Below are 22,689 nucleotides of genomic sequence, written 5' to 3'. Positions count from 1 at the left end.
TGGACCAACGGCGTGAGAGCGTCAAGGGCTACGGGGCCACACCGCCGCAAAGGGTGGCAGTTCATGGCAGATCCTGGACGGGATGCACTTTATGTAACGAATCGCCAATTGTGTTCCCTGGCGCGGCAGGTACGTTCTTGCTCCGCCGGGACACCGGAAAGCAGAACCCGGCTGCACCAGAGAGGGGCCGGCCATGGCGTCGACAGGGGCAGTTCCCAACCTCGTCTTCCGCCGGCTGCGCGGACAGCGCTCCGCGGGGGAGTTCGCGGCCGCCGTCCGCAGAGCGGCGCGTGAGATCGGTGAGCAGGTCGCGTGCGATGCCCGGTACATCGGACGCGTGGAGTCCGGGGAGATCCGCTGCCCCAATTACGCCTACGAACGGGTCTTCCTGCACATGTTCCCCGGGACCTCCCTGGCCGACCTGGGCTTCTCGGCCCGCGAGAGCGTACGGGGGCGGGGGGCGCGGGCCGCCCCCGAGCCGTCGGCGCCCGAGCCCGCCGACCGGCCCCGCGACACCGGCCACACCGACCACACCGACGAGGAGAGCGACGTGCTGCGTCGCGTGTTCATGATGGGCGGCACGGCCACGGTGGCCGCCGCCTCCCTGGGTCTCGGCGCGGCACCCGCCTCCGCCGCCCGGGTCTCCCTGCCCGCACAGCGCCGGGTCGGTGAGAGCGAGGTGGAGGCCGTGGAGAAGGCCGTACGGCGGATCCGGGTGCTGGACGACCGGCACGGCGCGGACGGGCTCTACCGGCAGGCCGCACAGCCGTTGCGGGCGGCGTACGAGCTGCTGGACGCGGGGACCACCAGGCGGCGGGCCACCGCGGACCGGCTGCACGCGGGCGCGGGCGAGCTGGCCATCTCCGTGGGGTGGCTGGCCCACGACTCGGGGCGCTTCGACGACGCCCGCTCGCACTACGCGGAGGCCCTGGCGACGGCGCGGCTGGCGGGCGACGCGGGGCTCGAGGCCCACGCGTTCTGCAACACGTCGTTCCTGGCCCGGGACGCGGGGCGGCCGCGTGAGGCCGTACGGGCGGCCGAGGCCGGGCAGCGGGCGGCCCGTACGCTGGGCTCACCCCGGCTGCTGGCGCTGCTCGCGCTGCGGGAGGCGGGGGGCCGGGCGGGGCTCGGGGACCGTACGGGGTGCGACCGGGCGATCGGGCGGGCCCGAGCGGCGTTCGAGCGGGGGCCCTCGGCCGGTGATCCGGAGTGGATGAGCTTCTTCCGGGTGGCGGAGCTGGAGCTGCTGGAGGCACAGTGCTGGTCCGCGCTGGGCGACTGGTCCCGGGCGGCCCGGCACGGGCGGCGGGCGGTGGGGCTCCAGGACGCGCACTTCACCCGGAACCTGGCGCTGTACCGGGCGCAGCTGACGGGCGACCTGGCGCGGGCGGGGCAGCTGGAGGAGGCGGCGGCGACGGGGCACCAGGTGCTGGACCTGCTGAGCAGGGTCCGGTCCTCGCGCATCCGGGGGATGGTGGCGGGGACGGTACGGGTGCTGGAGGCGCGGCCGGGCGGGGGGCCGGGGGCGGCGTCCTTCCTGACCCGCCACCGGGAGTCGGCGTCGGCCACCTGAAGCCCGTCCGGCGTTGAGTACGGCCCTTGCCCGGGTGGGCGGGGGCGCTTCCCGGGGCGCGGGAAGCCCGTACAGCGCACCCGGAACGTGCTCAACAGTTCCGTCCTCAAACGCCGGACAGGCTGGAATGGGCGCCGCGCACGCCGGAGCAGGCGCCGGACGGAGTGAAGTGGGCGCCGCGCACGCCGGGAGCAGGCGCCGGAGGGGCTGGAGCAGGCGCCGCGCACGCCGGAGTGGGGCGCCGGACTCTCACGCGCCGGAGAGGGCGCCGCGCAGGCCCGGAGCAGGCGCCGCACACGCACACGCCGGAGCGCACCCCGGAGCAGCCGCGGGTCAGCGTTCCAGGTGGCCCGTGTCGTTCCAGCGTTCCAGGGCCGGGGAGCCGTACGCCCACCCCAGCACCGACAGCGACGTCGGGTCCAGGCGGATGCGGGCGCCGAAGGACAGGTCCTCGCCCAGCCAGCGTGAGGCGATGGAGCGCAGGATGTGGCCGTGGGCGAAGATCAGCACGTCGCGGTCGGCGGAACGCGCCCAGGCCACGGCCTCGTCCGCGCGGGCGGTGACCTCCGCGATGGACTCGCCCTCCGGGACGCCGTCGCGCCAGATCAGCCAGTCCGGCCGGTCCGCCTTGATCTGCGCCGGGGTCAGCCCCTCGTACGCCCCGTAGTCCCACTCCATCAGCGCGTCCCACGGCTGCGCGCGCTCCCCGAACCCGGCGAGCGCGCAGGTCTCGGCGGCCCGGACGAGCGGGCTGGTGCGGACCTCGACGCCGGGCAGCCCCGACCACGGCGCCCGGTGCAGCCGTTCGCCGAGCAGTTTCGCGCCCTCGCGGCCGCTGTCCAGGAGCGGGATGTCCGTCCTGCCGGTGTGGTTGCCCTGGACCGACCACTGGGTCTGGCCATGCCGGGCGAGCAGGATGCGCGGTGCCATGAAGGCTCTCCCTGGAACGGTGGTGCTGGGCCTTCCATCATTCCGTATCGGCTCGGAAAGCAACCTCCGGGGCGGTGGCGACGTCCCTCTCTGAGCAGCCCTTCGCCGCGGTGAGGGAGCCGCGGTGAGGGAATCGCCGAGGTGGCGGGCTGCGTACGGGGAGCCCCCCGGGGACCCCGGGGAAGCCGGCGGCTCACGGCCGCCTTACGGTTGAACGCCTGCCGTCGGCCGCATGAACATGGGGAGAGCCACCGGATGCCGCACGACACCGCCCTGCCCGCGACCGGTCATCGGCCCCGCTGGTGGACGGAGCTCCCACTGATCGCGGTGGTGTACTGCCTGTACTCGGTGGGCCGCCTCCTGGTCCGCGGGGACGTGTCGACGGCGGTCGACAACGGCCTGGCGATCCTCCGGCTCGAACAGGCGCTCCACCTCAACGCCGAGCACCCGCTCAACCGCCTCTTCACCAGCACCCCGTCCCTGGGCATACCCGCCGACTTCGCGTACGCCTCCCTGCACTACGTGGTCACCCCGGCGGTCCTGGTCTGGATGTTCCGGCGCAGGTCGGCCGTGTACCGGGCGGCCCGGGTCTGGCTGATGAACTCGACCCTGCTCGGTCTGGTCGGCTTCACCCTGATGCCGACCTGCCCGCCCCGGCTGCTGGACGCGAGCCACGGCTTCGTCGACACGATGGCGCAGTACAGCGCGTACGGCTGGTGGGGCGAGGGCGCGAGCGCCCCGCGCGGGCTGAGCGGGATGACCAACCAGTACGCCGCCATGCCGAGCCTGCACGTCGGCTGGTCGCTGTGGTGCGGGATCCTGCTGTGGCGCCACGCCAGGCACCCGCTGCTGCGGGCGGCGGGCGTCGCCTACCCCCTGATCACCACGATCATCGTCATGGGCACCGCCAACCACTATTTCCTGGACGCGGTCGCCGGTGCGGCCGTCATGGCGGCCGGGGCCCTGCTGACCAGGCCGGTCATGCGGCTGGCCGACCGGGTCAAGGGGCGTCTGCGGGCCGCCTGGGCCGTCGCGCGTACGGCCTCCGGGCCCGCGGAGTCCCCGATTGTCAGTGCCGGATGCAAGACTTCCGCGGGTGAGCGAATCCCCGGCCAGCGGACCTCCTCCGCAGATTCCCCCGACGCGGCAGCCGACGGCGCGGCAGACCCCGTCGGAGCCGACCGCGCAGGCACCGCAGCGAACGACGACGCTCCGGCAGCGGCTCGCTGAGCTGCGCGGCCCCTCCGTCGCACCGCACCCGCTGGACGCCCGCGCCCTGGCCGCCCTCGCCGCCAACCCCGGCTGCAAGCGCCGCGCCCTGCTCGACGGGGCCGGGGTCGACAAGGGCGTGCTGGCCGAGGCGCTCGGCTCCCCCGCCCCCTTCGGGCAGTCCCAGTTCGCCTTCATGCGGGGCAACGCGTTCGAGGCCAAGGTCAAGGCCGACGGCGGCACCGAGCTGCTGCGCCTGCTGTACGAGCACCTCGGCGGCGGCTCCCCGGCCCCGGCGGGCGACGCCCTGCTGCCCGATCTGGGCGCGGCGGGGCCCGAGGGCCGGGCCGCCCGGACCGCGCTCGCGCTGCGGGAGGCGACGGCGGCGGGCTGCTGGGCGCTGCTGGACCACCCGATGCTGGCCTTGGAGGTGGCGGGCTCCCCCGCCTATCTGGAGCCGGACGCCGTGGTGGTGCACCCCGACGGCCGGTGGACGGTGGTCGAGATCAAGTCGTTCCCGATGATCGACGCCTCCGCCGACGCCGCGAAGGTCGGGGCCGCCGCCCGCCAGGCCGCGGTGTACGTGCTGGCCCTGGAGCGGGTGGCGGCGGTGACCGAGGGGGCCGAGGTCGGCCACCGGGCGCTGCTGGTCTGCCCGAAGGACTTCTCCAACCTGCCGACCGCCTCCGTCGTCGACGTACGCAAGCAGCGCGCCGTCACCCGCCGCCAGCTCACCCGGCTGACCCGCGTCGAGGACATCGCCGAGGCGCTCCCCGAGGGGACGACGTTCGATCCGGCGTGCTCGCCGCAGGAGCTGGAGTCCGCCGTCTCCTCCGTCACCGCGGCCTACGCCCCCGAGTGCCTGGCCGCCTGCGAGCTGGCCTTCCACTGCCGGGCGCGGTCCCGGGCCGAGGGGGCCGTGGAGTCGCTCGGCCGGAGCGTGCGCGGGGAGCTGGGCGGGCTGACCACGGTGGCCGGGGTGCTGGCCGCCGCCGCGGGCAAGGAGGGCGACCCCGCCGACCCGACGGTGGCCGCGCTGCGCCGGGCCGCCGCCCTGCGCGCCGAGGCGCTGGAGAGCGCCGCCGTGCTGCGCGCCGAGGCGCCGGAGGGGGCGGCCGTATGTCGCTGATCACCACGCTCGCCCGGCTGGAGGCCGTCGACTCGGGCCGCGCCCAGCCGCTGGCGACCGTCCGCCACCGCCACCTCACCGACCGGCCGCTCGTCCTGGTGCCGCTCACCACCGCCGGGGAGGCCGGGGCCCCGCTCGGCGCCCTGGTCGGCACGGACCGCGATCAGCCCCGGCTGCTGGCCGTGGCCCAGCCGCGCGACCGGGACCTGCGGTTCGCGTTCCTGGCCGAGCTGGCGGAGGCGGTGCTGCCGCACATCGAGGCGTACGCGGACGTGGTCGAGCCCGCCGAGCGCAACGAGACCGACCCGGCGACCGGCAGGAAGACCAAGGTCGAGGTCGAGCTGTGCACAAACGCCCCGCAGCTGATCGTGCCGAGCCGGGCGGGCATCGAGTTCGTGCGGCTGCTCGGCCGCTCCATGCGGTTCCGCCGGACCGCCGAGGACGACCCGGAGACGCCGTACCCCGCCCCGGCGCGGGTCCCGCTGCTCGGCCGCTGGCTCACGCACTACGGGGAGCGGGCCCGGGTGCCCGGCTCCTCGCTGCTCCTCGCCGCCACGGACCTGCTGAACCGGCACTGGGCGACCGGCCAGAGCAGCCTGGAGGACCAGCACCTGGGGGCGCTGCTCTCCTGGATCGACCCGCCGGGGGGCACCTCCGGCGCGGAGGCCGCCCTGCGGGCCGAGCTCGCCCGTGACCAGGACGGGCAGCTGCTCTGCCCGCCCGCCGGACCCGCCACCGACCCGGCCTTCGACAACCGGCGCCTCGCCCCCGCGATCGAGAAGTACGACCGGGCCCGTACGGCGCTGGCGGCGGCCGAGGACGGGCTCGCGGCCGACGAGCGGCTCGGCGCGCTGAGCAACGCCGAGCGGGAGATCCGCTCCCTCCTCGCGAACGTGATGCTGCCGACCTGGGACCGGGTGTGGCAGGGGCTGGACCTGCTGCGGGAGCTGCCCGAGGGGTCCAGGGCCGAGGACCGCTGGACCCGGGACCGCTGGTCGTTCACCGCCCACCGGGACCGGGTGCGCTCCGGCGAGCCGCCGCAGCCGCGCCGCGACGACGCGGTGACGGCGGCCCAGAAGCTGGCCTCCCGGGAGACCGCGCAGGCCCAGCTGGAGGCGCAGGAGGCGCTGGACGATCCGCTGGTGCTGGCCGGGCGGCGGCTGGCGGGCGAGGCGTTCCTGGCGGAGGTGACCGAGGTCGAGATGGCGTACACGGAGTCCAAGCGGCCCTCCCCCCGCCCGCTGGTCACCCTCCGCACGGACGAGCGGCCGCACCTGGGCGAGCGGACGCGGGTGTACCGCTCGCTGGACGGAAAGCCGCAGGCGGCGGAGTTCGTGGGGTACGTCTCCGACGGCCCCGGCCAGGACGACATCGTGCTCGTGCTGCGGATCATGGACCGGATGGGCCGGGGCAAGGAGCCGGCGCCCGGTTCGCTGCCGGAGCCGGGTGAGCGGATCGCCTGGACCCTGTTCGAGCACGATCAGCGCGGTGGCCCGAAGCTCCCCGACCCGGAGGAGACCCCGTGGACCCACGGCGGCCCCCCGGGCGCGGACGCCGCCACGCGCGCGGAGCACCCCGACCCCGTGACCCCGGAGGACCTGCTGTGACGACCGTCGGCCGGGGAGGGCCCGCTGTGAGGACCGGCTTCGATCCGGGTGCGGAGGCGGCGCGGGCGACCGGGGCGATCCTCGACGACACCCTGCGCGGCAGCGCCCGGGGCATCGTCGTGGACTCCCCGCCCGGCGCCGGGAAGTCGACCCTGGTGGTCCGGGCGGCCCTGGAGCTGGCCGCCGCCGGGCACCCGCTGATGGTGGTCGCGCAGACCAACGCCCAGGTCGACGACCTGGTGGTGCGGCTCGCGGAGAAGGACCCGGAGCTGCCGGTGGGCCGGCTGCACAGCAACGACTCCGACCCGTACGACAAGGTGCTCGACGGCCTCGACAACGTGACGAAGTCGGCGAAGGCGGCGGATCTGGCCGGGCTCGACGTGGTGATCTCGACGGCCGCCAAGTGGGCGCACGTGAAGAACGTGGAGCCGTGGGGGCACGCGATCGTCGACGAGGCGTACCAGATGCGCTCGGACGCGCTGCTGGCCGTGGCCGGGCTCTTCGAGCGGGCGCTGTTCGTCGGGGACCCGGGGCAGCTGGACCCGTTCTCGATCGTCGGCGCGGACCAGTGGGCGGGGCTGAGCTACGACCCCTCCGCGAGCGCGGTCTCCACGCTGCTGGCGCACAACCCGCAGCTGCCGCAGCACCGGCTGCCGGTCTCCTGGCGGCTCCCGGCGTCGGCGGCGCCGCTGGTGTCGGCCGCGTTCTACCCGTACACGCCGTTCCGCAGCGGTACGGACCACGGGGACCGGAAGCTCTCGTTCGGGGTGGCCTCGGACGGGTCCGGGCCTGACCGGGTGCTGGACGAGGCGGCCGAGGCCGGGTGGGGGCTGCTGGAGCTGCCGGCCCGGCACACCCCGCGCACCGACCCCGAGGCGGTACGGGCGGTGGCGCTGGTGGTCCGGCGGCTGCTGGACCGGGGCGGCGTCGCCACCAGCGAGCGGTCGAAGGACCCGGTGCCGGTGACGGCGGACCGGGTGGCGGTCGGCACGGCCCACCGCGACCAGGCGGCGGCGGTGCGGGCGGCCCTCGCGGAGCTGGGCGTCACGGGGGTGGCCGTGGACACGGCCAACCGGCTCCAGGGCCGCGAGTTCGACGTCACGGTGGTCCTGCACCCGCTGTCGGGGCGCCCCGACGCCACCGCGTTCCACCTGGAGACGGGCCGGCTGTGCGTGCTGGCCTCGCGCCACCGGCACGCCTGCGTCGTGGTCTGCCGGGAGGGGGTGGCGGAGCTGCTGGACGAGCACCCGTCCACGGAGCCGGTCCAGCTCGGTGTCACGGTGAAGTTCCCCGACGGCTGGGAGGCGAACCACGCGGTGCTGGCCCACCTCTCCGAGCACCGGGTGCGGTGGAAGCCGTAGGAGGCGCGAGGCCCGAGGCCCCCAGGCGCAAGGCCTGTGGCCCTCTTGCGCGGGGTTGGACAATGGAGGGTGGCCGTCCTGTCCGACCCTGATCGGAAGGAGCCCCCCAGAGAGGAACAGCACATGACACAGTCCGAGCGGAACGAACGGCAGCGGCTGCGCCCCGCGCCGCTGCTCTTCGAGCCGTCTCAGGCGGCAGCCGACCCGGAGCACTTCTTCGACCTGGAGTCGTTGGAGGACCCCCGGGAGCTGCTGGCCCGCGCGACCGAGCTGACGCAGGCCTTCCGCGCGGCGACGGACCGGTCGGTGGAGTTCCAGGCCATGGCGGCGGCGCAGCTCGCCGATCCGCGCCGGTTCGACCGGCTGACCGCGGCGGATGTCGCGGAGCGCGCGGAGTGGACCGAGGACTACGCGAAGAAGATGATCGAGTTCGGGCGCTCCCTGCTGGACGCCTCCTCGACGGCCTGACGCCCGCTGCCGCCGCCGCTCCCGGTGCCCTGCCGGACGGCCGCGTCCGGCGCCCGATGCCCGGCCGCCTCCAGTCCCTGACGCCCGGCCCCGGGGCTCTGAGGGTCTCGGCGGTTCAGGGAGTCCGGAGGCTCTACGTCACCCGAGACCCCGAAAGCCTCGGCGTCCCCGGCAGTCTCGGAGGCCCGGCGGCCCCGGAAGCTCGGAGGCTCGGCGGCCCGGCGGCCCCACAGGCCCTGCGGCCCCGGCGGCCCCGGAAGCTCGGAGGCCCGGCGGCCCCGCAGGCCCCCGGCGTCCCCGCAGGCCCCGGCGGCCCCGGGCCCCGGAGGCCCCGGCGGTCCTCAGACCAGAGGTCAGGTCCCGTGGCATATGCAGGGTGCGCAAGATACTCCTCCCCCTCCCACCCTGTCCCGGTTTCCGGCAACTCTCGGAATCCTCTCCGTCACGCACGGTAGACCTGTGCTTCATGAGCGCATGGCTGAAAGACGAAACGACCCTGCAGGCCGGCGGAGCCGCGGCCCACGCCGTCGACATCTTCGCCCTGCTGCGGGACCGGACGGGAGCGCAGGCCGCCCAGGTGACCGCCGCCGGTGCCGCCTGGCTGGCGGGCGCCTCCGCCTACCCGCGCTCCACCCTCGCGCAGTGGCAGGAGCGCCCGGCCTCCCCCGGGGTGCTCCCCTGCGGCTCCCAGTTCGACGTCGTCAACGTGCCCGTACTGTTCGGGCGGCGGATGCTGGAGCGGCTCTGGGCGGAGGGCCCCGGCACCGGGCCCGTCGCCGTGCACCGGGGCCGGATGCTGCTCTTCGCCAGCCCCGGAACGGCCCAGCGACTGCCCTCGCTGCTGGCCTGGGAGGAGTGGGGGTCGCGCGGTGGTGAGGCGTCCCGCCCGCAGCGCACACAGGTGCCCCCGCTGCTCTGCCACGGGACCGGCGACGCCGTCACCGTACCCCCGCTGACCTGCCCGTCCGGTGGTTCCGGGCCGCGCTGGCTGGTGGCGCCCGACACCCGTGGCCCGTGGCTGCCCGGCCCCGACGTGCTGCTCTGGGCGTGTGTGCGGGTCAGCCGGTCGGAGGAGTCCCAGGGGTCCGGTCATTCGATTTTTCCTCGGGCGGATCAGGGTGCTAATGTCTACGACGTCAGCAGGCGCCGTTAGCTCAGTTGGTTAGAGCAGCTGACTCTTAATCAGCGGGTCCGGGGTTCGAGTCCCTGACGGCGCACAGACGGAAGAAGCCCCTCGCGGAAGCGAGGGGCTTCTTCGTGTTCCGTCCTCGGGGAGCCTCAGACCCCGGCGGTGATCCTGACCGTCCAGGAGCCGGACGGCGTACGGTCCGCGACCTCCACGCGGGTGCGCTCGCCCGGCACCGTATAGGTCTCGCCCTCCGTGAGCGGGGCGTCCGCGAGCGGCGGGTAGACCGAGCGGTCCCAGCAGGAACCGGTCTCCGGGTGGGTGTCGATCACCTCGACCGGGCCGCCCCCGGAGGCCGTATGGCCGCGGACCCGGTAGATCAGGATGCCCTCGGTGCAGGTCCCCCGGTCGTTCCCGGTGGCGCCGCGGGCCTCGATCGCCAGGACGCTGTCCTGGCCGGTGCGGACGACGGCGAGCCGGGTCCCGATCGACCCGCCGGGCACGGGGGCGGCGGAGACCGGCTCCAGGGTGAGGTCGGCCGAGCCCTGGACGCAGACGACCTGGGGCCCCTCCAGCCAGCCGAGCTTCCACTTGTGCCAGCCGAAGAGCTCGGGGGCCAGGCCGAACTGGCTGCCCATGACGTCCCAGTCGCCGACGTGGGTGTCCCAGTCGCCCTTGCCGTCGGTGGGCCGGTGGTAGAGGTCGGCCAGATCGAAGACGTGCCCGGTCTCGTGGGCGAGGACGTTGCGGTCGGGCGGGTGCTGCTCGAAGACGGTGACGACGCGCCGGATGTCGGTGGAGTCGGCGCGCAACGGCCGGTCGAAGTTGACGACCTTGGTGGCGTCGGAGTCGACGCCCGGGGCGTCCGGGTCGGCGACCAGGTAGACGATGTCGTACGCCGAGAAGTCGACGTCCGGGTCGGCGGCGGCGATGGCGTCGCGCAGGTAGGCGGTGCGCCGCTTCGCGTCCCAGTCGCGCTCTATGCCGTACCAGGTGGAGGCGCGGGGCATCTGCGTCCAGCTCCGCCGGGGGTGCGGGCGCAGGGTGAACCGGCCGTAGCTGGCGCGCTCGAAGAAGCGGGTGGTCGAGGGGAAGTGGTCGGCGGCCAGCACGTCGGGGGTGAGCACGGGGGCGGAGTCCGGGAAGGAGAGGAAGATCATCACCGCGTCGAGGTGCCGGCCGGGCCGGGGGTAGGCCCCGTTCCAGGTGTCCAGGCCCAGCGAGTGGTGCGCCGCCGTCCTGGGGAGCACGCACGGGGCCGCGTCACGCGTGACGGCCGCGGCCGGGCCGGCGACGAGCGAGGTGGCGGCGAGCGCCGTCAGGGAGGTCACGGCGGCCGCAATACCGCGCAGCCTCAGCCGCTCCGCTCCCCCGCGTCCGGGCTCACGCTGCACATCGACCTCCGGGTGGGGAACGCGGTACGTCTCGTCCACCCTGTGCCGGTTCGTGATGATCCGCCCTGTTGTGCTGCCCCACACGGGTCACACAGGCACCATGGATCGCAGGGTCGACGCCCGACGGCACCCCACCCCAGACCATCACGGAACGTCACCATCGACCGGTTCGGCAGGCCGATGCAACAGAAACGCGCAGAAACCACCAGGACCGGGCAAAGCGGAATGTCATAGACCGGCCGTTCGGTCGAGCCCTGTCCGGATGCGAGCTGGAACGCCCGATGCGCCACCCTCTATGCTTCACCACGCTTTCCCGCGTGGATCGGGCCCCTCCAAGGGTTCACCACCCGGTGCCCTGTCCGACCCCACCTGTTCACGACAACCTTCACAGCGGGAGCGAGCGGTGAGCGGAACCTCCGAAGGGCCCAGGGCCCCGGCAGGCACATCCCCGGACGCCGTGGACACGCCGGTCACGGAGCGTCATACGGCAGGGCCTGCCGGAGGCCGTACGGCACGCCCCGCGGGCCCCCTCCGGAGCGCGGCGGACACCGCCGCCACCGAGCTGCGCGACCACCGGGCCGCCTTCAACGCCGCCACCCTCCCCATGGCCGTGGTGGACGGCCGAGGACATGTCGTACGGGCCAATGACGCGCTCGGCGGGCTCCTGGGCACGACGCCCGGCTCGCTGGCCGACCGGCAGGCGTGCGAGCTGGTGGACCTCGCCTCCGACGACCGCACCTGGCACGCCTACCGCGAGGTGCTCCAGGGCCGCCGCTCCCGGTTCCGCTGCACCCGGCGCCTCAAGCACCCCGACGGGCGCACCCTGTGGGCCGAGGTCACCGTCGTCCCCATGACCGGGACGTCGGCGTCCGAGCCCGCGCGGGTCCTGCTGACGGTGGCGGACATCAGCGACCGGCGCGAGCTCCAGGACCGGCTGCGCCACCTCCAGATGCACGACCCGGTGACCCGGCTGCCCAACCGGACCCTGTTCTTCGAGCGGCTCTCGGTGGCCCTGGAGACCCCGCCGTACCAGGACGACTCGATGCTCCCCCGGCACGGCCGGATCGGGCTCTGCTACCTGGACCTGGACGGCTTCAAGGCCGTCAACGACACCCTCGGCCACCGGATCGGGGACCGGCTCCTGGCCGCCGTCGCCGGGCGGCTCACCGACTGCGCCGAGACGGACGCGAGCCGCAACCCGGGCGGCAGCCGGCTGGTGGCGCGCCTGGGCGGCGACGAGTTCGCGATCCTGGTGGAGGACTCGGGCGGTACGGAGGCGCTGACCGAGCTGGCCCGCGCGGTCCTGACCGCCCTCCAGCACCCCTTCGACCTGGCCGGGCAGCGGCTCTCGGTCTCCGCCTCGATCGGGGTGGTGGAGCGACCGGTGGCCGGCACCTCACCGACCGGTCTGATGCAGGCAGCCGACACCACGCTGTACTGGGCCAAGGCCGACGGCCGGGCCCGCTGGACCCTCTTCGACCCCGAGCGCAACGCCCACCGCATGACCCGCCAGGCGCTCTCCTCCACGCTCCGGCCCGCCGTGGAGCGCGGCGAGTTCACCCTGGAATACCAGCCGCTGGTCGGCATGGCGGACGGGGTGGTGCGCGGGGTGGAGGCGCTGGTGCGCTGGAACCACCCGCAGTTCGGGGTGCTCTCGCCGAATCGGTTCGTCGGGATCGCCGAGGAGGACGGCTCGATCGTCCAGCTCGGCCAGTGGGTGCTGCGCACCGCGTGCCGCCAGGCGCGGCGCTGGCAGCTGGACCACCCGGACGAACCGGCGCTCTTCATCAGCGTCAACGTCGCCGTACGCCAGGTCTGGGACTCCGACCTGGTCGCCGATGTGGCGCAGATCCTGGGCGAGACGGGCCTGGCCCCCGGGCTGCTCCAGCTGGAGCTGACCGAGTCGGCGGTGATGGGCTCCGGGGGCCGCCCGCTGCGGGCGCTCCAGGCGCTGAGCGACATGGGCGTACGGATCGCCATCGACGACTTCGGCACCGGGTATTCCAACCTCGCCTACCTCAGCCGGCTGCCCGTCTCCGTGCTGAAGCTGGACGGGGCGTTCGTGAAGGGCTTCCGGTACGAGGACGGTACGCACCCCAGCCCCGCCGACGAGACGATCGTGGAGGCGATGGTGCAGCTGGCGCACCGCCTGGGCCTGACCGTCACCGCGGAGTGCGTGGAGACGGCCGGGCAGGCGGAGCGGCTGCGCCGGATCGGCTGCGACACCGGGCAGGGGTGGCTGTACTCCCGGGCCGTGGCGCCGGAGCTGATCGCGGCGCTGATCACGGCCCGGCCGGCGGCCGAAGAGGCTTAGGGGGTCTCCGAGCAGTGCGGCGCGGACGGGCGGCGCCGCATGGTCAGACACCCCTAGGCGGCGGGCAGCCCGTACGCCTCAGGCGCGGCGCGGCAGCCCGTACGGCTCAGGCGGGACGCGGCAGCCCGTACGCGTCCGCGATCAGCTCGTAGCTGCGCAGCCGCGCGTCGCCGCCGTGCGCGTTGGCGGTGATCATCAGCTCGTCGGCGCCGGTGCGCTTGGCCAGGTCGTCCAGGCCGGTGCGGACCTCGTCGGCGGTGCCGTGGATCACGTTGGAGAGCCAGCCGTCGACGAACTCCTGCTCCATCGGGGAGAAGTCGTACGCCGCCGCCTCCTCCGGGCTCGGGATCAGCCCCGGCCGCCCGGTGCGCAGCCGGACCATCGACAGGGCGCCGGTCAGCACCTGGCGGCGGGCCTCGCGCTCCTCGTCGGCGGCGAGCGCGGAGACCCCGATCAGGGCGTACGGGGCGTCCAGCACGGCGGAGGGCCGGAAGGAGCTGCGGTACAGGTCGAGCGCCGGGATGGTGTTCTGCGCCGAGAAGTGGTGGGCGAAGGCGAACGGCAGACCCAGCGTGCCGGCCAGCCGGGCGCTGAAGCCGGAGGAGCCGAGCAGCCAGACGGGCGGCCGGTGCGCGGACTGCACCCCGCCGTCGGCGGTCGCCTGGACCGGGCCCGGTACGGCGTGGATGCGTGCGTACGGGTGCCCGTCGGGGAAGTCGTCGTCCAGGAACCGGATCAGCTCGCTCAGCTGCTGCGGGAACTCATCGGCGCCCTCGTTGAGCCGGTCGCTCCGGCGCAGGGCGGCGGCCGTCGCGCCGTCGGTCCCGGGGGCCCGGCCCAGGCCCAGGTCGACGCGGCCGGGGGCCATCGCCTCCAGGGTGCCGAACTGCTCCGCGATCACCAGCGGGGCGTGGTTGGGCAGCATCACGCCGCCGGAGCCGAGGCGGATGCGGTCGGTGTGGGCGGCGATGTGGGCGAGGATCACGGCCGGGGAGGACGAGGCGACCCCGGGCATGGAGTGGTGCTCGGCGACCCAGTAGCGGTGGAAGCCGCGGGCCTCGGTGAGCTTGGCGATCTCCACGCCGGTACGCAGGGCCTGGGTCGCGGTGCGCCCCTGCCCCACGGTCACCAGGTCGAGCACGGAGAGCGGTACGGGGGCGGTGCCCGCCGCCGTACCCCGGATCCCGTCGCCGCCCGTGCCGCCGCCCGTCTCGTCGCCTCGGATCTCGTCCACGTGTCGGCCCTCTCCCGGTGGTGCTCGTCGTACGTACGCGTATCGGAGACGTACAACAGGAGGATGGCTCCGTTTATTCCGGGCCGGTGGCGGAGTCCCTTGCGCGGCCTGCTGCGGGGGCCTTCTGTGGCGCCGCCTCGTGCCGGGCCTGTTGCGTGGTCTGTTCCGGGGCCTGTTTGCGGGGCTGGCCGTCGGAGGCCGGTGCCGGCCGGCTACTCCCGTACCTCGATGCCCTTCGGCTCCACCGCGCCCGGCACCGGCCGGCGGGTGGCGAAGAGGGTGCCGAGCGTCGGGGCCCAGACGTGGCGGTCGGTCAGCCGCAGCCCCTCCCAGACCGTCACCTGGTTCGCCGTGAGGACGGGCTTGCCGACCGCCTCCTCCAGCTCGGGGATGTACGCGGCCGTGTGCAGGGCCGCGTCCGGGAGCAGCAGCACCTCCGCGTCCGGGTGGTCCGCGGCGAGCGCGGCCTCCTTGACCCGGTCGATCTCCCAGGCGGCGGCCTCGGCGGCCGTGGTGGCCCCGGCGCTCCCGGAGGACACCACCTCCACACCGCCCGCCACCAGGAACTCGGCGAAGAGCGCGGTGACGTCCTCGGGCCAGGCGGCGGCGACGGCGACCCGGCCGGCGCCCAGCTCCCGTACCGCGTGGACGAAGCCGAAGGCGGTGCTGGAGGCGGGCAGGCCCGCGCTCCTGGCCAGCGTGGCGATCTGGTTGTGGGCACCGGCCCAGCCGTACACGAAACTGCCGCCCGGACTCGCCCAGACGAGTGCCTCGGCGCCCGCGAGGCGCAGCTCCTCGACGCCCTCGGCGAGCCGCTCGGGCGCCCCGCTCTCGCGCAGCGCGCCGGGGCTGTAGGCGCCCTCGCCGTCCTCGGTGGAGAGCAGCGGCAGCCTGATGTCCGTGTCGAGCGTGATCTCGATCCGCGGGAAGTCGTCCTCGGCGGCGTGGCCCGGGTAGAGAAGTCCTACGGTCGTGGTCATGTTCACCCTTCCTTCGCGTCGGGCACGGAAAGCCACTGGTGCCCCCTGCCCCTGTCAAGTATTCCCCCGGCGGGGCGACGACGGCGGGTGAGCGGGGCCCGTCCCGGCCGTGCCGTGGGGCCGGTTCCTGTCGCGCCACGGGGCCGGTGCCGGTCGTGCCGTGGGGCCCGTCCCGGTCGCGCCGTCGTCCCGCCGCGGCCGTGTTGACGCGGGTGGGAGCGGCTGCGAGCGTGGTCCGTGCGGAGATCATGACCACGCCTGCTCCTCTGGCGACCTGCGACGTAGCGGAGTGATGAACCACCGATGCCGGAACCCGTCGTCCTCGTCCTCGACGCCGACCCCTCCCCGCGCCTCGGCCGGCTGACCGGCCGGGCCCGGGTCCTGCGCACCGACGCGGCGGGGCTCGCCGAGCGGCTGCCGGCGGCCGATGTGCTGCTGGTGTGGGACTTCACCTCCGACGCGGTGCGCGAGGCCTGGCCCGGGGCGGGCCCCCGGCCGCGCTGGGTGCATGCGGCGAGCGCGGGCGTGGACCGGCTGCTCTTTCCGGAGCTGGCCGCCTCCGACACCGTCCTGACCAACGCGCGGGGCGTCTTCGAGCGGCCGATCGCCGAGTACGTGGCCGGTCTGGTACTGGCCTTCGCCAAGGACCTGCCCACCACCCTGGCCCTCCAGCGGGAGCGGCGCTGGCACCACCGGGAGGGGCAGCAGGTCGCCGGTTCGCGGGCGGTGGTCGTCGGCGCGGGCCCGATCGGACGGGAGATCACCCGGCTGCTGCACGGCCTGGGCGTCCAGGTGGCGCTGGTCGGCCGGACCGCCCGGCGCACGATCCACGGCATCGAGGACCTGGGCCCGCTGGCCGCCCGCGCGGACTGGGTGATCTCCGCGGTGCCGCTGACCCCGTCCACGTACGGGATGTTCGACACCCGCTTCTTCGGGCTGCTCCAGCCCTCGGCCCGGTTCATCAACGTGGGGCGCGGGGCGAGCGTGGTGGAGGCGGACCTCGTGTCGGCGCTGGAGCGGCGCTGGCTGGCGGGGGCGGCGCTGGACGTCTTCCAGGACGAACCCCTGGGCGAGGAAAGCCCGTTGTGGGATGTGCCGGGGCTGCTGATCTCGCCGCATCTGAGCGGGGACACGGTGGGGTGGCGCGACCGGCTGGGCGAGCAGTTCCTGGCGATGTACGAACTATGGGCGGATGGGCACCCGTTGCCCAACGTGGTGGACAAGGAGCGGGGTTACGTCCCGTCCACCGACACCCGCGAAGACGCGGAGGGGATCGGGGACAGTCCCGCCCGGTGACTGCTCCCCGCAGCAGATCCGTCACTCTCCGCCCATGCCAGGCCACGGGAAGGTCACCCTCCGGCCACCGTTCGGTTACATGGCCCCGGCTTCCTGCATAGACGTACGGGAGCGGGCAGGCACTCACCCTGTCCGGACTGTCCGACCTCCAGGAGACCGCGAACCATGGCTGACTTTCCTCACCTTTCCCGCCGGGGCTTCCTCAATCGATCGGCGGCCGTGGGCGGCCTCCTGGTCGTCCCCGGGCTCCTGACCGCCTGTAGCAAGACCGACTCGGGCGCCGCCACCGGCGAGGGCGCCCTGGACAAGCTCCGCAAGCAGGGTTTCGTACGGGTGGCGTACGCCAACGAGGCGCCGTACGGCTACCTGGAGGGCAAGGAGCTCAAGGGCGAGGCCCCGACCCTGCACCGGGAGATCTTCAAGGCGCTGGGCGTGGAGGAGCTGAAGCCGACGCTCTCCGAGTGGGACGGGCTGATCCCGGGGCTCCAGGCCGGCAAGTACGACGTGGTCAGCGCGGGGATGGCCATCACCCCCGAGCGCTGCGGCAACGCGATCTTCTCCGAGCCGGAGTTCATCTCGCCGACCGCGCTGATGGTGAGGAAGGGCAACCCGAAGAAGGTCACCGACCTGGCCTCCGCGAAGGAGGCGGGGATCACCATCGGCGTGATGTCGGGTGCGGTGGAGGGCAGTTACGCCAAGGGCGCGGGCATACCCGAGGGAAAGATCAAGACGCTCCAGAAGCCGCAGGACGGGGCCGACGCCGTCAAGGGCGGCCGGGTCGACGCGTTCCTGCTCACCGGCATCTCGCTGCGCTGGCTGGCGAAGACCAACCCGGACACCGAGGTCACCGAGGCGTTCGTGCCGGAGATCGACGGCAATGCGCAGTTCTCCCCCGGCGGCGCGGTGTTCCGCAAGGGCAACGAGGACCTGCGGGACTCCTTCAACCGCGAGCTGAAGAAGATCGTGTCGGACCGCTCGCGCTATGTGGGGCTGCTGGAGGAGTACGGGTTCGGGGAGACGGAGATCCCGCCCGCCGACCTGAAGACCGCGGATCTGTGCAAGGGCTGACGGGGCGGACGCGCACGCATGAGTGACTTCTTCTCCCTCCTCGCCGAGGAGTTCCCCCAGGTCCGCTCGGGCCTGTGGGTGACGCTGGAGGCCACGGTCCTGGGCGCGCTGCTGGCCGTGGTCCTGGCGTTCGCGCTCGGGCTGATGGCGGGCAGCCGACTGCTCCTGGCCCGCGGGTTCTCCCGGGTGGTCGTGGAGTTCTTCCGGGGGACCTCCCTCTACATCCAGCTGTTCTGGCTCTACTACGCGATGCCGCTGCTGACCGGCTACGAACTGGCCCCCGTCATCTGCGGGGTGGTCGCCTTCGGTCTCAACTTCGGTGCGTACGGCGCCGAAGTGGTGCGCGGCGCCATCAACTCCGTACCGCGCGCGCAGTACGAGGCGGCCATCGCGCTCAACCTGAGCCCGACCAGGCGGCTGTGGAAGGTGATCCTGCCGCAGGCCTGGGTGCAGATGATCCCCTCCTTCACCAATCTGCTGATCCAGCTGCTGAAGGCCACCCCGCTGCTGTGGCTGATCTCGGCGGCCGATCTGATGACGGTGATCCAGCAGCTGCGCGACCGTACGGGTGAGACCCTCACCGCCTATCTGACCCTGCTGGCCGCCTACTTCGTGCTGGCCTACGCGCTGACGCTGCTGATGAACCTGCTGGAGCGGAGCGCCAAGCGGCGGCTCGGCCTGGACACCGGCGCGAAGAGCCTGTTCAGGAGCCGCAGCGCGTCCACGACCGCCGTGGGAGGTACCCGATGAACGGCTTCGACTGGGACGCCGTCCGCCAGTCCCTGCCCCTCCTGCTGGAGGGGTTCCGGGTCACCCTGCTCGCCACCGTGCTCGGCACCCTGGTGGCGGCCGTGCTGGGGCTGGCCGTCGCGGTGGCCGGACGCGCGCCGAGCAAGTTCGTGACGGTCCCGGTGCGGGTCGTCACGGAGTTCGTCCGCTCCACCCCGCTGCTGGTCCAACTGGTGGGCGCCGCCGCCCTGTTCAACACGGTCGAACCGCTGTACATCGGCATTGCCGTGCTGGGCATCCACTACGCGGCGTACACCTCCGAGGTCTACCGGGCCGGGATCGACGGCGTACCGAAGGGCCAGTGGGAGGCGTGCCGCGCGCTGTCGCTGCCGCCCCGGCGCACCTGGCAGGCCGTGATCCTGCCGCAGGCGGTGCGCAACGTGCTGCCCGCCCTCGGGAACTACGCGATCTCGATGTTCAAGGAGACCCCGTTCCTCGCCGTGATCACGGTGCAGGAGATGGTCTTCGAGGCCCGGAAGTACGGGGCCGACCACTTCGCGTACACCGAGGTGTTCACCCTCGCCGGCCTGATCTTCCTGGTCGCGAGCTACCCCACGTCGCTGTTGATGAGAAAGCTGGAGAAGCGCCTTGGCCACTGAACCCCTCCCCCTGAAGAAGACGGAGGCCCCGGCCACCGAGGACGCCGCCACGGCGGCCGGGAGCACGGGCGAGCCCCTGGTCCGCTTCGACAAGGTGGTCAAGCGCTACGGCGACCATGTGGTCCTGGACGAGCTGGACTTCACGGTCGACCGCGGCGAGCACGTCACCCTGATCGGCCCCAGCGGCTCGGGCAAGACCACGATCCTGCGGCTGCTGATGACGCTGGAGAAGGTCAGCGACGGGGTGATCTGGGTCAACGGCTCCCCTCTGTCGCACGTGCGCACCCCGGGCGGGGCGCTGAAGCCGGCGGGCGAAAAGCAGCTGCGGGAGTCCCGGAAGAAGATCGGCATGGTCTTCCAGCAGTTCAACCTCTTCCCCAACATGAAGGTGCTCCAGAACATCACCGAGGCCCCCATCAGCGTCCTGGGCAAGGACCGCGAGGCGGCGGAGACCCGGGCCCGGGAGCTGCTGGACCTGGTGGGGCTCTCCGGCAAGGTCGACGCGCACCCCTCCCAGCTCTCCGGCGGCCAGCAGCAGCGCGTGGCCATCGCCCGCGCGCTGGCGATGGAGCCGGAGATCCTGCTGCTGGACGAGGTGACCTCCGCGCTCGACCCGGAGCTGGTGGCGGGGGTGCTGGAGCTGCTCGGCGACATCGCGCGGAACACCGACATCACCATGGTCTGCGTGACCCACGAGATGAACTTCGCCCGGGACGTCTCGAAGAAGGTGCTGATGTTCGACGCGGGGCGGGTCGTGGAGTCCGGGACCCCGGAGAAAATATTCTCCGATCCGTCCCACGAACGTACGCGCGAGTTCCTCAACGCGGTGCTGTGACCTCGCAGTTGCGCCACCACCCATGCCGCTGGCATATGCCAGAAGGGTGCGCCCCAGCTAGCGGGGCCGGGGCGCCCCCACCGGCTTGTCAACTGCCACCCCGAAAGCGGGGCCCGGCGGCTATCGTGGGGCCAGAGCTTGCGGTCACAACCTTTTAGGGGGACACCGTGGCGTTGAAGCCCGAGCCGACCGCACCGTTCCACTCGGTGCAGTACGCCCTGCGCGTGCTCGAGTCGGTCTCCCGGCACGGCAACGGTGTGACCGACGCGCAGATCTCCCGCGAGACGGGCCTGCCGTCCGGCCACCTGGCCTCCCTGCTCCTGACGCTGCGCCGCGAGGGGTACGTCGAGCAGGTCGGCGACGGGGCGTACGTCATAGGGGCCTCCCTGCTGCTCCTCGGCTCCGGGGCGGCCCGCCGCCAGGCGCTGGAGGGCCGGCTCCAGCACGCACTGGACCAGCTGCGCGACTCGGTCGGCGCCGCCGTCTACCTCAGCCGGTACGTGGACGGGGAGGTCAGCGTCGTCCAGGTCGCCGACGGCCCGCTCACCCCGGCGGTCAACGAGTGGGTGGACTTCCGCTCCTCCGCGCACGCGAGCGCGGTCGGCAAGTGCCTGCTGGCCCAGCTCGACCACGAGGCGCGGCGCGACCACCTCTCCCGGCACAAGATCGCCCGGCTCACCTCGCGGACGATCACCAGCGAGAAGGTGCTCCTCTCCAAGCTGGACACCCAGCCCGCCACGGTCCCGGTGCTGGACCTCCAGGAGTACGCGGTGGGCACGGTCTGCGCGGCGGTGCCGCTGACGGCCGGCGCCACCGCCGGATGCCTGGCCCTGTCGCTGCCGATCGAGGACGCCCACCGGCTCCGCGAGGCGGCCGACACCCTGAACCGGCGCGCGGCCCCGGTGCTGCTGTCGCTGGCACTGTAGGGGCGGGCGGGGCCGGGCCTACGGTGTCGGAAGCGCCGGAACCGCAGGATCCGCGGAGCCGCCGGACCCACCTCCGGATCCGCCGGACCCACCGGGGTCGCCGGACCCACCGGGGTCGCCGGACCCACCGGAACCGAGCGCTGAGCACCGCGCACCGAGCACCGAGGGCAGGTAGCGTCACCTCCATGCATCCACCGATACCGCTGCTGGACCTGCTCCAGAAGTTCGACCGCGGCGTCGACGACTACTACGCCCCCGGCTTCGAGCTGATCCCGTTCGGTGAGGACGACGGCGGCTACCCCCAGCTCTCCGGCCGTATCCGGCCCTTCGCGCAGGCGAACGGCTCCGGCTCCACGTACGCGATCTGGCTGCGGGACGACCGCGCCGACCTCGCGACGCTGCCGGTCCTCTTCCTGGGCGACGACGGCGGGGTCCATGTCGTGGCCCGCGATCTGCCCGAGCTGCTGCGCGTCGTCGCCGCCGGCTGGTCCCCGATGTGCGGGTGGGACGGCCTCGACTACTACGACGAGCGCGGGGACGACGACGGGTGGGACCCCTGCCCGGCGAACCCGGCGTTCCGCACCTGGCTGCGGGAGCGCCTCGGCCTCGACGCCGCCGAAGATCCCAACGAGATCGTCCGGGCCGCCGGGGCGGAGCTGTGGGACCCGTTCGCCGCCTGGGTCGGCCCGCTGATCCCGGACGTGGTGAGTTCCCGCCGGAGCGCGTAGGGCGGCCTCGGCAGGCGGGTGTCATCAGCACCCCTGCGGACCAGGTATTATTTTCGAGTCAGCAGGCGCCGTTAGCTCAGTTGGTTAGAGCAGCTGACTCTTAATCAGCGGGTCCGGGGTTCGAGTCCCTGACGGCGCACGACACACCAGTGGGCGGTCTCCTTCGCGGAGACCGCCCACTGTGTTGTTCCCGGCCCGGTTCAGCAGCCGCCCACCGCAACGGCGGCCCCGGCTCAGGGCCGCCGTGTCGAGCCACAGCGGAAACTCAGAGGAGCCTCACGGCTACCCCGCCATGCGTCAGAACTTGATGTCCGAGCACGCGTAGAACGCGTTCTGCGTGTCCGCGACGTTCCAGACGGCGAGCACGATGTGCTTGCCGCTCTTCTGGGTGGGGATCGTGCCCTGGTGGGTCAGCGTGGCCGGCGGCTGCTGGTTCCCGTACGGCACGGTCATGAAGGGCTGCGACTCGAGCGCGGCCCGGGTGAGCGGCTTGGTGGAGTCCCAGCCGTCCTTGGTGATGTAGTAGCGGAAGTCGCTGGTGGAGTGGCGGGCGGTGAACTGCCAGCGGAAGTTGTAGCCCTGTCCGCCGGTGACCTGCGTGGCGGGCCAGTTGCCGCCGCGCGGGTCGTCGAGCTGGGCGAACTGTCCGTTGCCGCCGGAGCAGATCTTGCCGTCGGCGGGACCCGCTGCCGGGAAGCCCTTGAGCCCCTCGACACTCTGCGGCTCCCACTGGATGTTGCCGCAGCCGGTGACCGTGCCGTTGGCACACAGCTTCTGACGGCTGATGGGGGAATCCGTGTAGCCGTGGCCGCTGGCGCTGGTGGTCGCGAGGACGGAGACGCCCGCTATCGCCAGGCCGATGACGGCCGCGCTTGCCTTTTTCCGCATTGCTGTCGCTCCTCTAGAACGTGGGGGAGGTTCATGAGCATTGCTCGACATGCTGCGCGCTTGGTGCTTGGTGGGTGGGTACTGCGGTCTAGACCAAGTCCTAGATTATTGACGCCTCGTGAACATGTCCAGACCAATGAGCATCGGATTCCGAAGCGGCGGAAGGGGCCCGGATGCTCAACTCCACCCCGCACCTGGCCCGCCCGGAGGCCCGCCCCGGCCGCGACGCCACCGC

Annotated in this window: 20 protein-coding genes and 2 tRNA genes; 17 read left to right on the top strand and 5 right to left on the bottom strand. The window is 73.3% G+C overall.

The window, feature by feature from the left end; genetic code table 11:
- Positions 1-193 precede the first annotated feature (193 nt).
- Positions 194-1,573, top strand: coding sequence for a tetratricopeptide repeat protein (locus AB0917_RS20535; RefSeq protein WP_366821025.1), 1,380 nt, complete (start codon positions 194-196; stop codon positions 1,571-1,573).
- A 333-nt stretch (positions 1,574-1,906) separates the two neighbouring features.
- On the opposite strand, the gene AB0917_RS20530 is transcribed toward AB0917_RS20535, so the two are convergent.
- Positions 1,907-2,503: a histidine phosphatase family protein gene (locus tag AB0917_RS20530; RefSeq protein ID WP_366821024.1), complete on the bottom strand. Its 597-nt coding sequence runs from the start codon at positions 2,501-2,503 to the stop codon at positions 1,907-1,909.
- 255 nt (positions 2,504-2,758) lie between these two features.
- On the opposite strand from AB0917_RS20530, the gene AB0917_RS20525 reads away from it, so the two are divergent.
- From AB0917_RS20525 to AB0917_RS20495, 7 genes are all read left to right on the top strand, one after another.
- Positions 2,759-3,733, top strand: coding sequence for a phosphatase PAP2 family protein (locus AB0917_RS20525; RefSeq protein WP_366821023.1), 975 nt, complete (start codon positions 2,759-2,761; stop codon positions 3,731-3,733).
- The gene (locus tag AB0917_RS20520) at positions 3,636-4,841 is read left to right on the top strand and encodes a hypothetical protein (protein ID WP_366821036.1); all 1,206 of its coding nucleotides are present in this window, start codon (positions 3,636-3,638) and stop codon (positions 4,839-4,841) included. Before AB0917_RS20525 ends, AB0917_RS20520 begins: the two co-directional genes overlap by 98 nt.
- Positions 4,832-6,448, top strand: coding sequence for a hypothetical protein (locus AB0917_RS20515; RefSeq protein ID WP_366821022.1), 1,617 nt, complete (start codon positions 4,832-4,834; stop codon positions 6,446-6,448). Before AB0917_RS20520 ends, AB0917_RS20515 begins: the two co-directional genes overlap by 10 nt.
- A gap of 26 nt (positions 6,449-6,474) precedes the next feature.
- A complete protein-coding gene (locus AB0917_RS20510; protein WP_366821021.1) occupies positions 6,475-7,809 on the top strand; it encodes an AAA domain-containing protein in 1,335 nt (444 codons plus the stop codon).
- A 123-nt stretch (positions 7,810-7,932) separates the two neighbouring features.
- Positions 7,933-8,277: a hypothetical protein gene (locus AB0917_RS20505; protein ID WP_366821020.1), complete on the top strand. Its 345-nt coding sequence runs from the start codon at positions 7,933-7,935 to the stop codon at positions 8,275-8,277.
- 466 nt (positions 8,278-8,743) lie between these two features.
- The gene (locus AB0917_RS20500) at positions 8,744-9,430 is read left to right on the top strand and encodes a bifunctional DNA primase/polymerase (protein ID WP_366821019.1); all 687 of its coding nucleotides are present in this window, start codon (positions 8,744-8,746) and stop codon (positions 9,428-9,430) included.
- Positions 9,421-9,494 (top strand) — tRNA-Lys (locus AB0917_RS20495). The genes AB0917_RS20500 and AB0917_RS20495 overlap by 10 nt, the downstream gene beginning before the upstream one ends.
- Before the next feature lie 61 nt (positions 9,495-9,555).
- On the opposite strand, the gene AB0917_RS20490 is transcribed toward AB0917_RS20495, so the two are convergent.
- Positions 9,556-10,797: a M6 family metalloprotease domain-containing protein gene (locus AB0917_RS20490; protein ID WP_366821035.1), complete on the bottom strand. Its 1,242-nt coding sequence runs from the start codon at positions 10,795-10,797 to the stop codon at positions 9,556-9,558.
- A 403-nt stretch (positions 10,798-11,200) separates the two neighbouring features.
- Between AB0917_RS20490 and AB0917_RS20485 the strand changes: the two genes are divergently transcribed.
- Positions 11,201-13,111, top strand: coding sequence for an EAL domain-containing protein (locus AB0917_RS20485; RefSeq protein WP_366821018.1), 1,911 nt, complete (start codon positions 11,201-11,203; stop codon positions 13,109-13,111).
- A gap of 106 nt (positions 13,112-13,217) precedes the next feature.
- Here AB0917_RS20485 and AB0917_RS20480 read toward each other — a convergent pair whose 3' ends face one another.
- Both AB0917_RS20480 and AB0917_RS20475 read right to left on the bottom strand, forming a co-directional pair.
- Entirely contained in the window at positions 13,218-14,345 is a 1,128-nt protein-coding gene (locus tag AB0917_RS20480) for an LLM class flavin-dependent oxidoreductase (RefSeq protein WP_366821017.1), read from the bottom strand.
- 212 nt (positions 14,346-14,557) lie between these two features.
- Positions 14,558-15,325: a decarboxylase gene (locus AB0917_RS20475; RefSeq protein WP_366821016.1), complete on the bottom strand. Its 768-nt coding sequence runs from the start codon at positions 15,323-15,325 to the stop codon at positions 14,558-14,560.
- Positions 15,326-15,628: 303 nt separating this feature from the next.
- On the opposite strand from AB0917_RS20475, the gene AB0917_RS20470 reads away from it, so the two are divergent.
- The 8 genes from AB0917_RS20470 to AB0917_RS20435 all read left to right on the top strand — a co-directional run bounded on the left by AB0917_RS20470 (position 15,629) and on the right by AB0917_RS20435 (position 21,705).
- On the top strand, positions 15,629-16,621 hold the full coding sequence (locus AB0917_RS20470) for a D-2-hydroxyacid dehydrogenase (protein ID WP_366821015.1): 993 nt from the start codon (positions 15,629-15,631) through the stop codon (positions 16,619-16,621).
- Between the two features lie 165 nt (positions 16,622-16,786).
- Positions 16,787-17,689 (top strand): ectoine/hydroxyectoine ABC transporter substrate-binding protein EhuB, encoded by a 903-nt coding sequence (ehuB, locus tag AB0917_RS20465; RefSeq protein ID WP_366821014.1) that lies wholly within the window; start codon positions 16,787-16,789, stop codon positions 17,687-17,689.
- A gap of 18 nt (positions 17,690-17,707) precedes the next feature.
- Positions 17,708-18,439: an ectoine/hydroxyectoine ABC transporter permease subunit EhuC gene (gene ehuC, locus AB0917_RS20460; RefSeq protein ID WP_366821013.1), complete on the top strand. Its 732-nt coding sequence runs from the start codon at positions 17,708-17,710 to the stop codon at positions 18,437-18,439.
- Positions 18,436-19,077: an ectoine/hydroxyectoine ABC transporter permease subunit EhuD gene (gene ehuD, locus AB0917_RS20455; RefSeq protein WP_366821012.1), complete on the top strand. Its 642-nt coding sequence runs from the start codon at positions 18,436-18,438 to the stop codon at positions 19,075-19,077. The genes ehuC and ehuD overlap by 4 nt, the downstream gene beginning before the upstream one ends.
- Positions 19,067-19,912 carry an ectoine/hydroxyectoine ABC transporter ATP-binding protein EhuA gene (gene ehuA / locus AB0917_RS20450; RefSeq protein WP_366821011.1) on the top strand — a complete coding sequence of 282 codons (846 nt, stop codon included), beginning with the start codon at positions 19,067-19,069 and terminating at the stop codon, positions 19,910-19,912. Before ehuD ends, ehuA begins: the two co-directional genes overlap by 11 nt.
- Before the next feature lie 167 nt (positions 19,913-20,079).
- Positions 20,080-20,838 (top strand): IclR family transcriptional regulator C-terminal domain-containing protein, encoded by a 759-nt coding sequence (locus tag AB0917_RS20445; RefSeq protein ID WP_366821010.1) that lies wholly within the window; start codon positions 20,080-20,082, stop codon positions 20,836-20,838.
- Between the two features lie 185 nt (positions 20,839-21,023).
- Positions 21,024-21,566, top strand: a complete 543-nt coding sequence (locus tag AB0917_RS20440; protein WP_366821009.1) for a hypothetical protein — start codon at positions 21,024-21,026, stop codon at positions 21,564-21,566.
- A 65-nt stretch (positions 21,567-21,631) separates the two neighbouring features.
- A tRNA-Lys gene (locus AB0917_RS20435) sits at positions 21,632-21,705 on the top strand.
- Between the two features lie 158 nt (positions 21,706-21,863).
- Here the strand turns inward: AB0917_RS20435 and AB0917_RS20430 are convergent.
- Positions 21,864-22,454 (bottom strand): lytic polysaccharide monooxygenase auxiliary activity family 9 protein, encoded by a 591-nt coding sequence (locus AB0917_RS20430; RefSeq protein ID WP_366821008.1) that lies wholly within the window; start codon positions 22,452-22,454, stop codon positions 21,864-21,866.
- Positions 22,455-22,689: the final 235 nt, after the last annotated feature.

Origin of the sequence: Streptomyces sp. NPDC007346 (genome assembly GCF_040703535.1) — a bacterium.
GTDB lineage: Bacteria > Actinomycetota > Actinomycetes > Streptomycetales > Streptomycetaceae > Streptomyces.
Note: the sequence above shows the minus strand (reverse complement) of the source record. Positions and strands in the feature narration are given on the sequence as shown.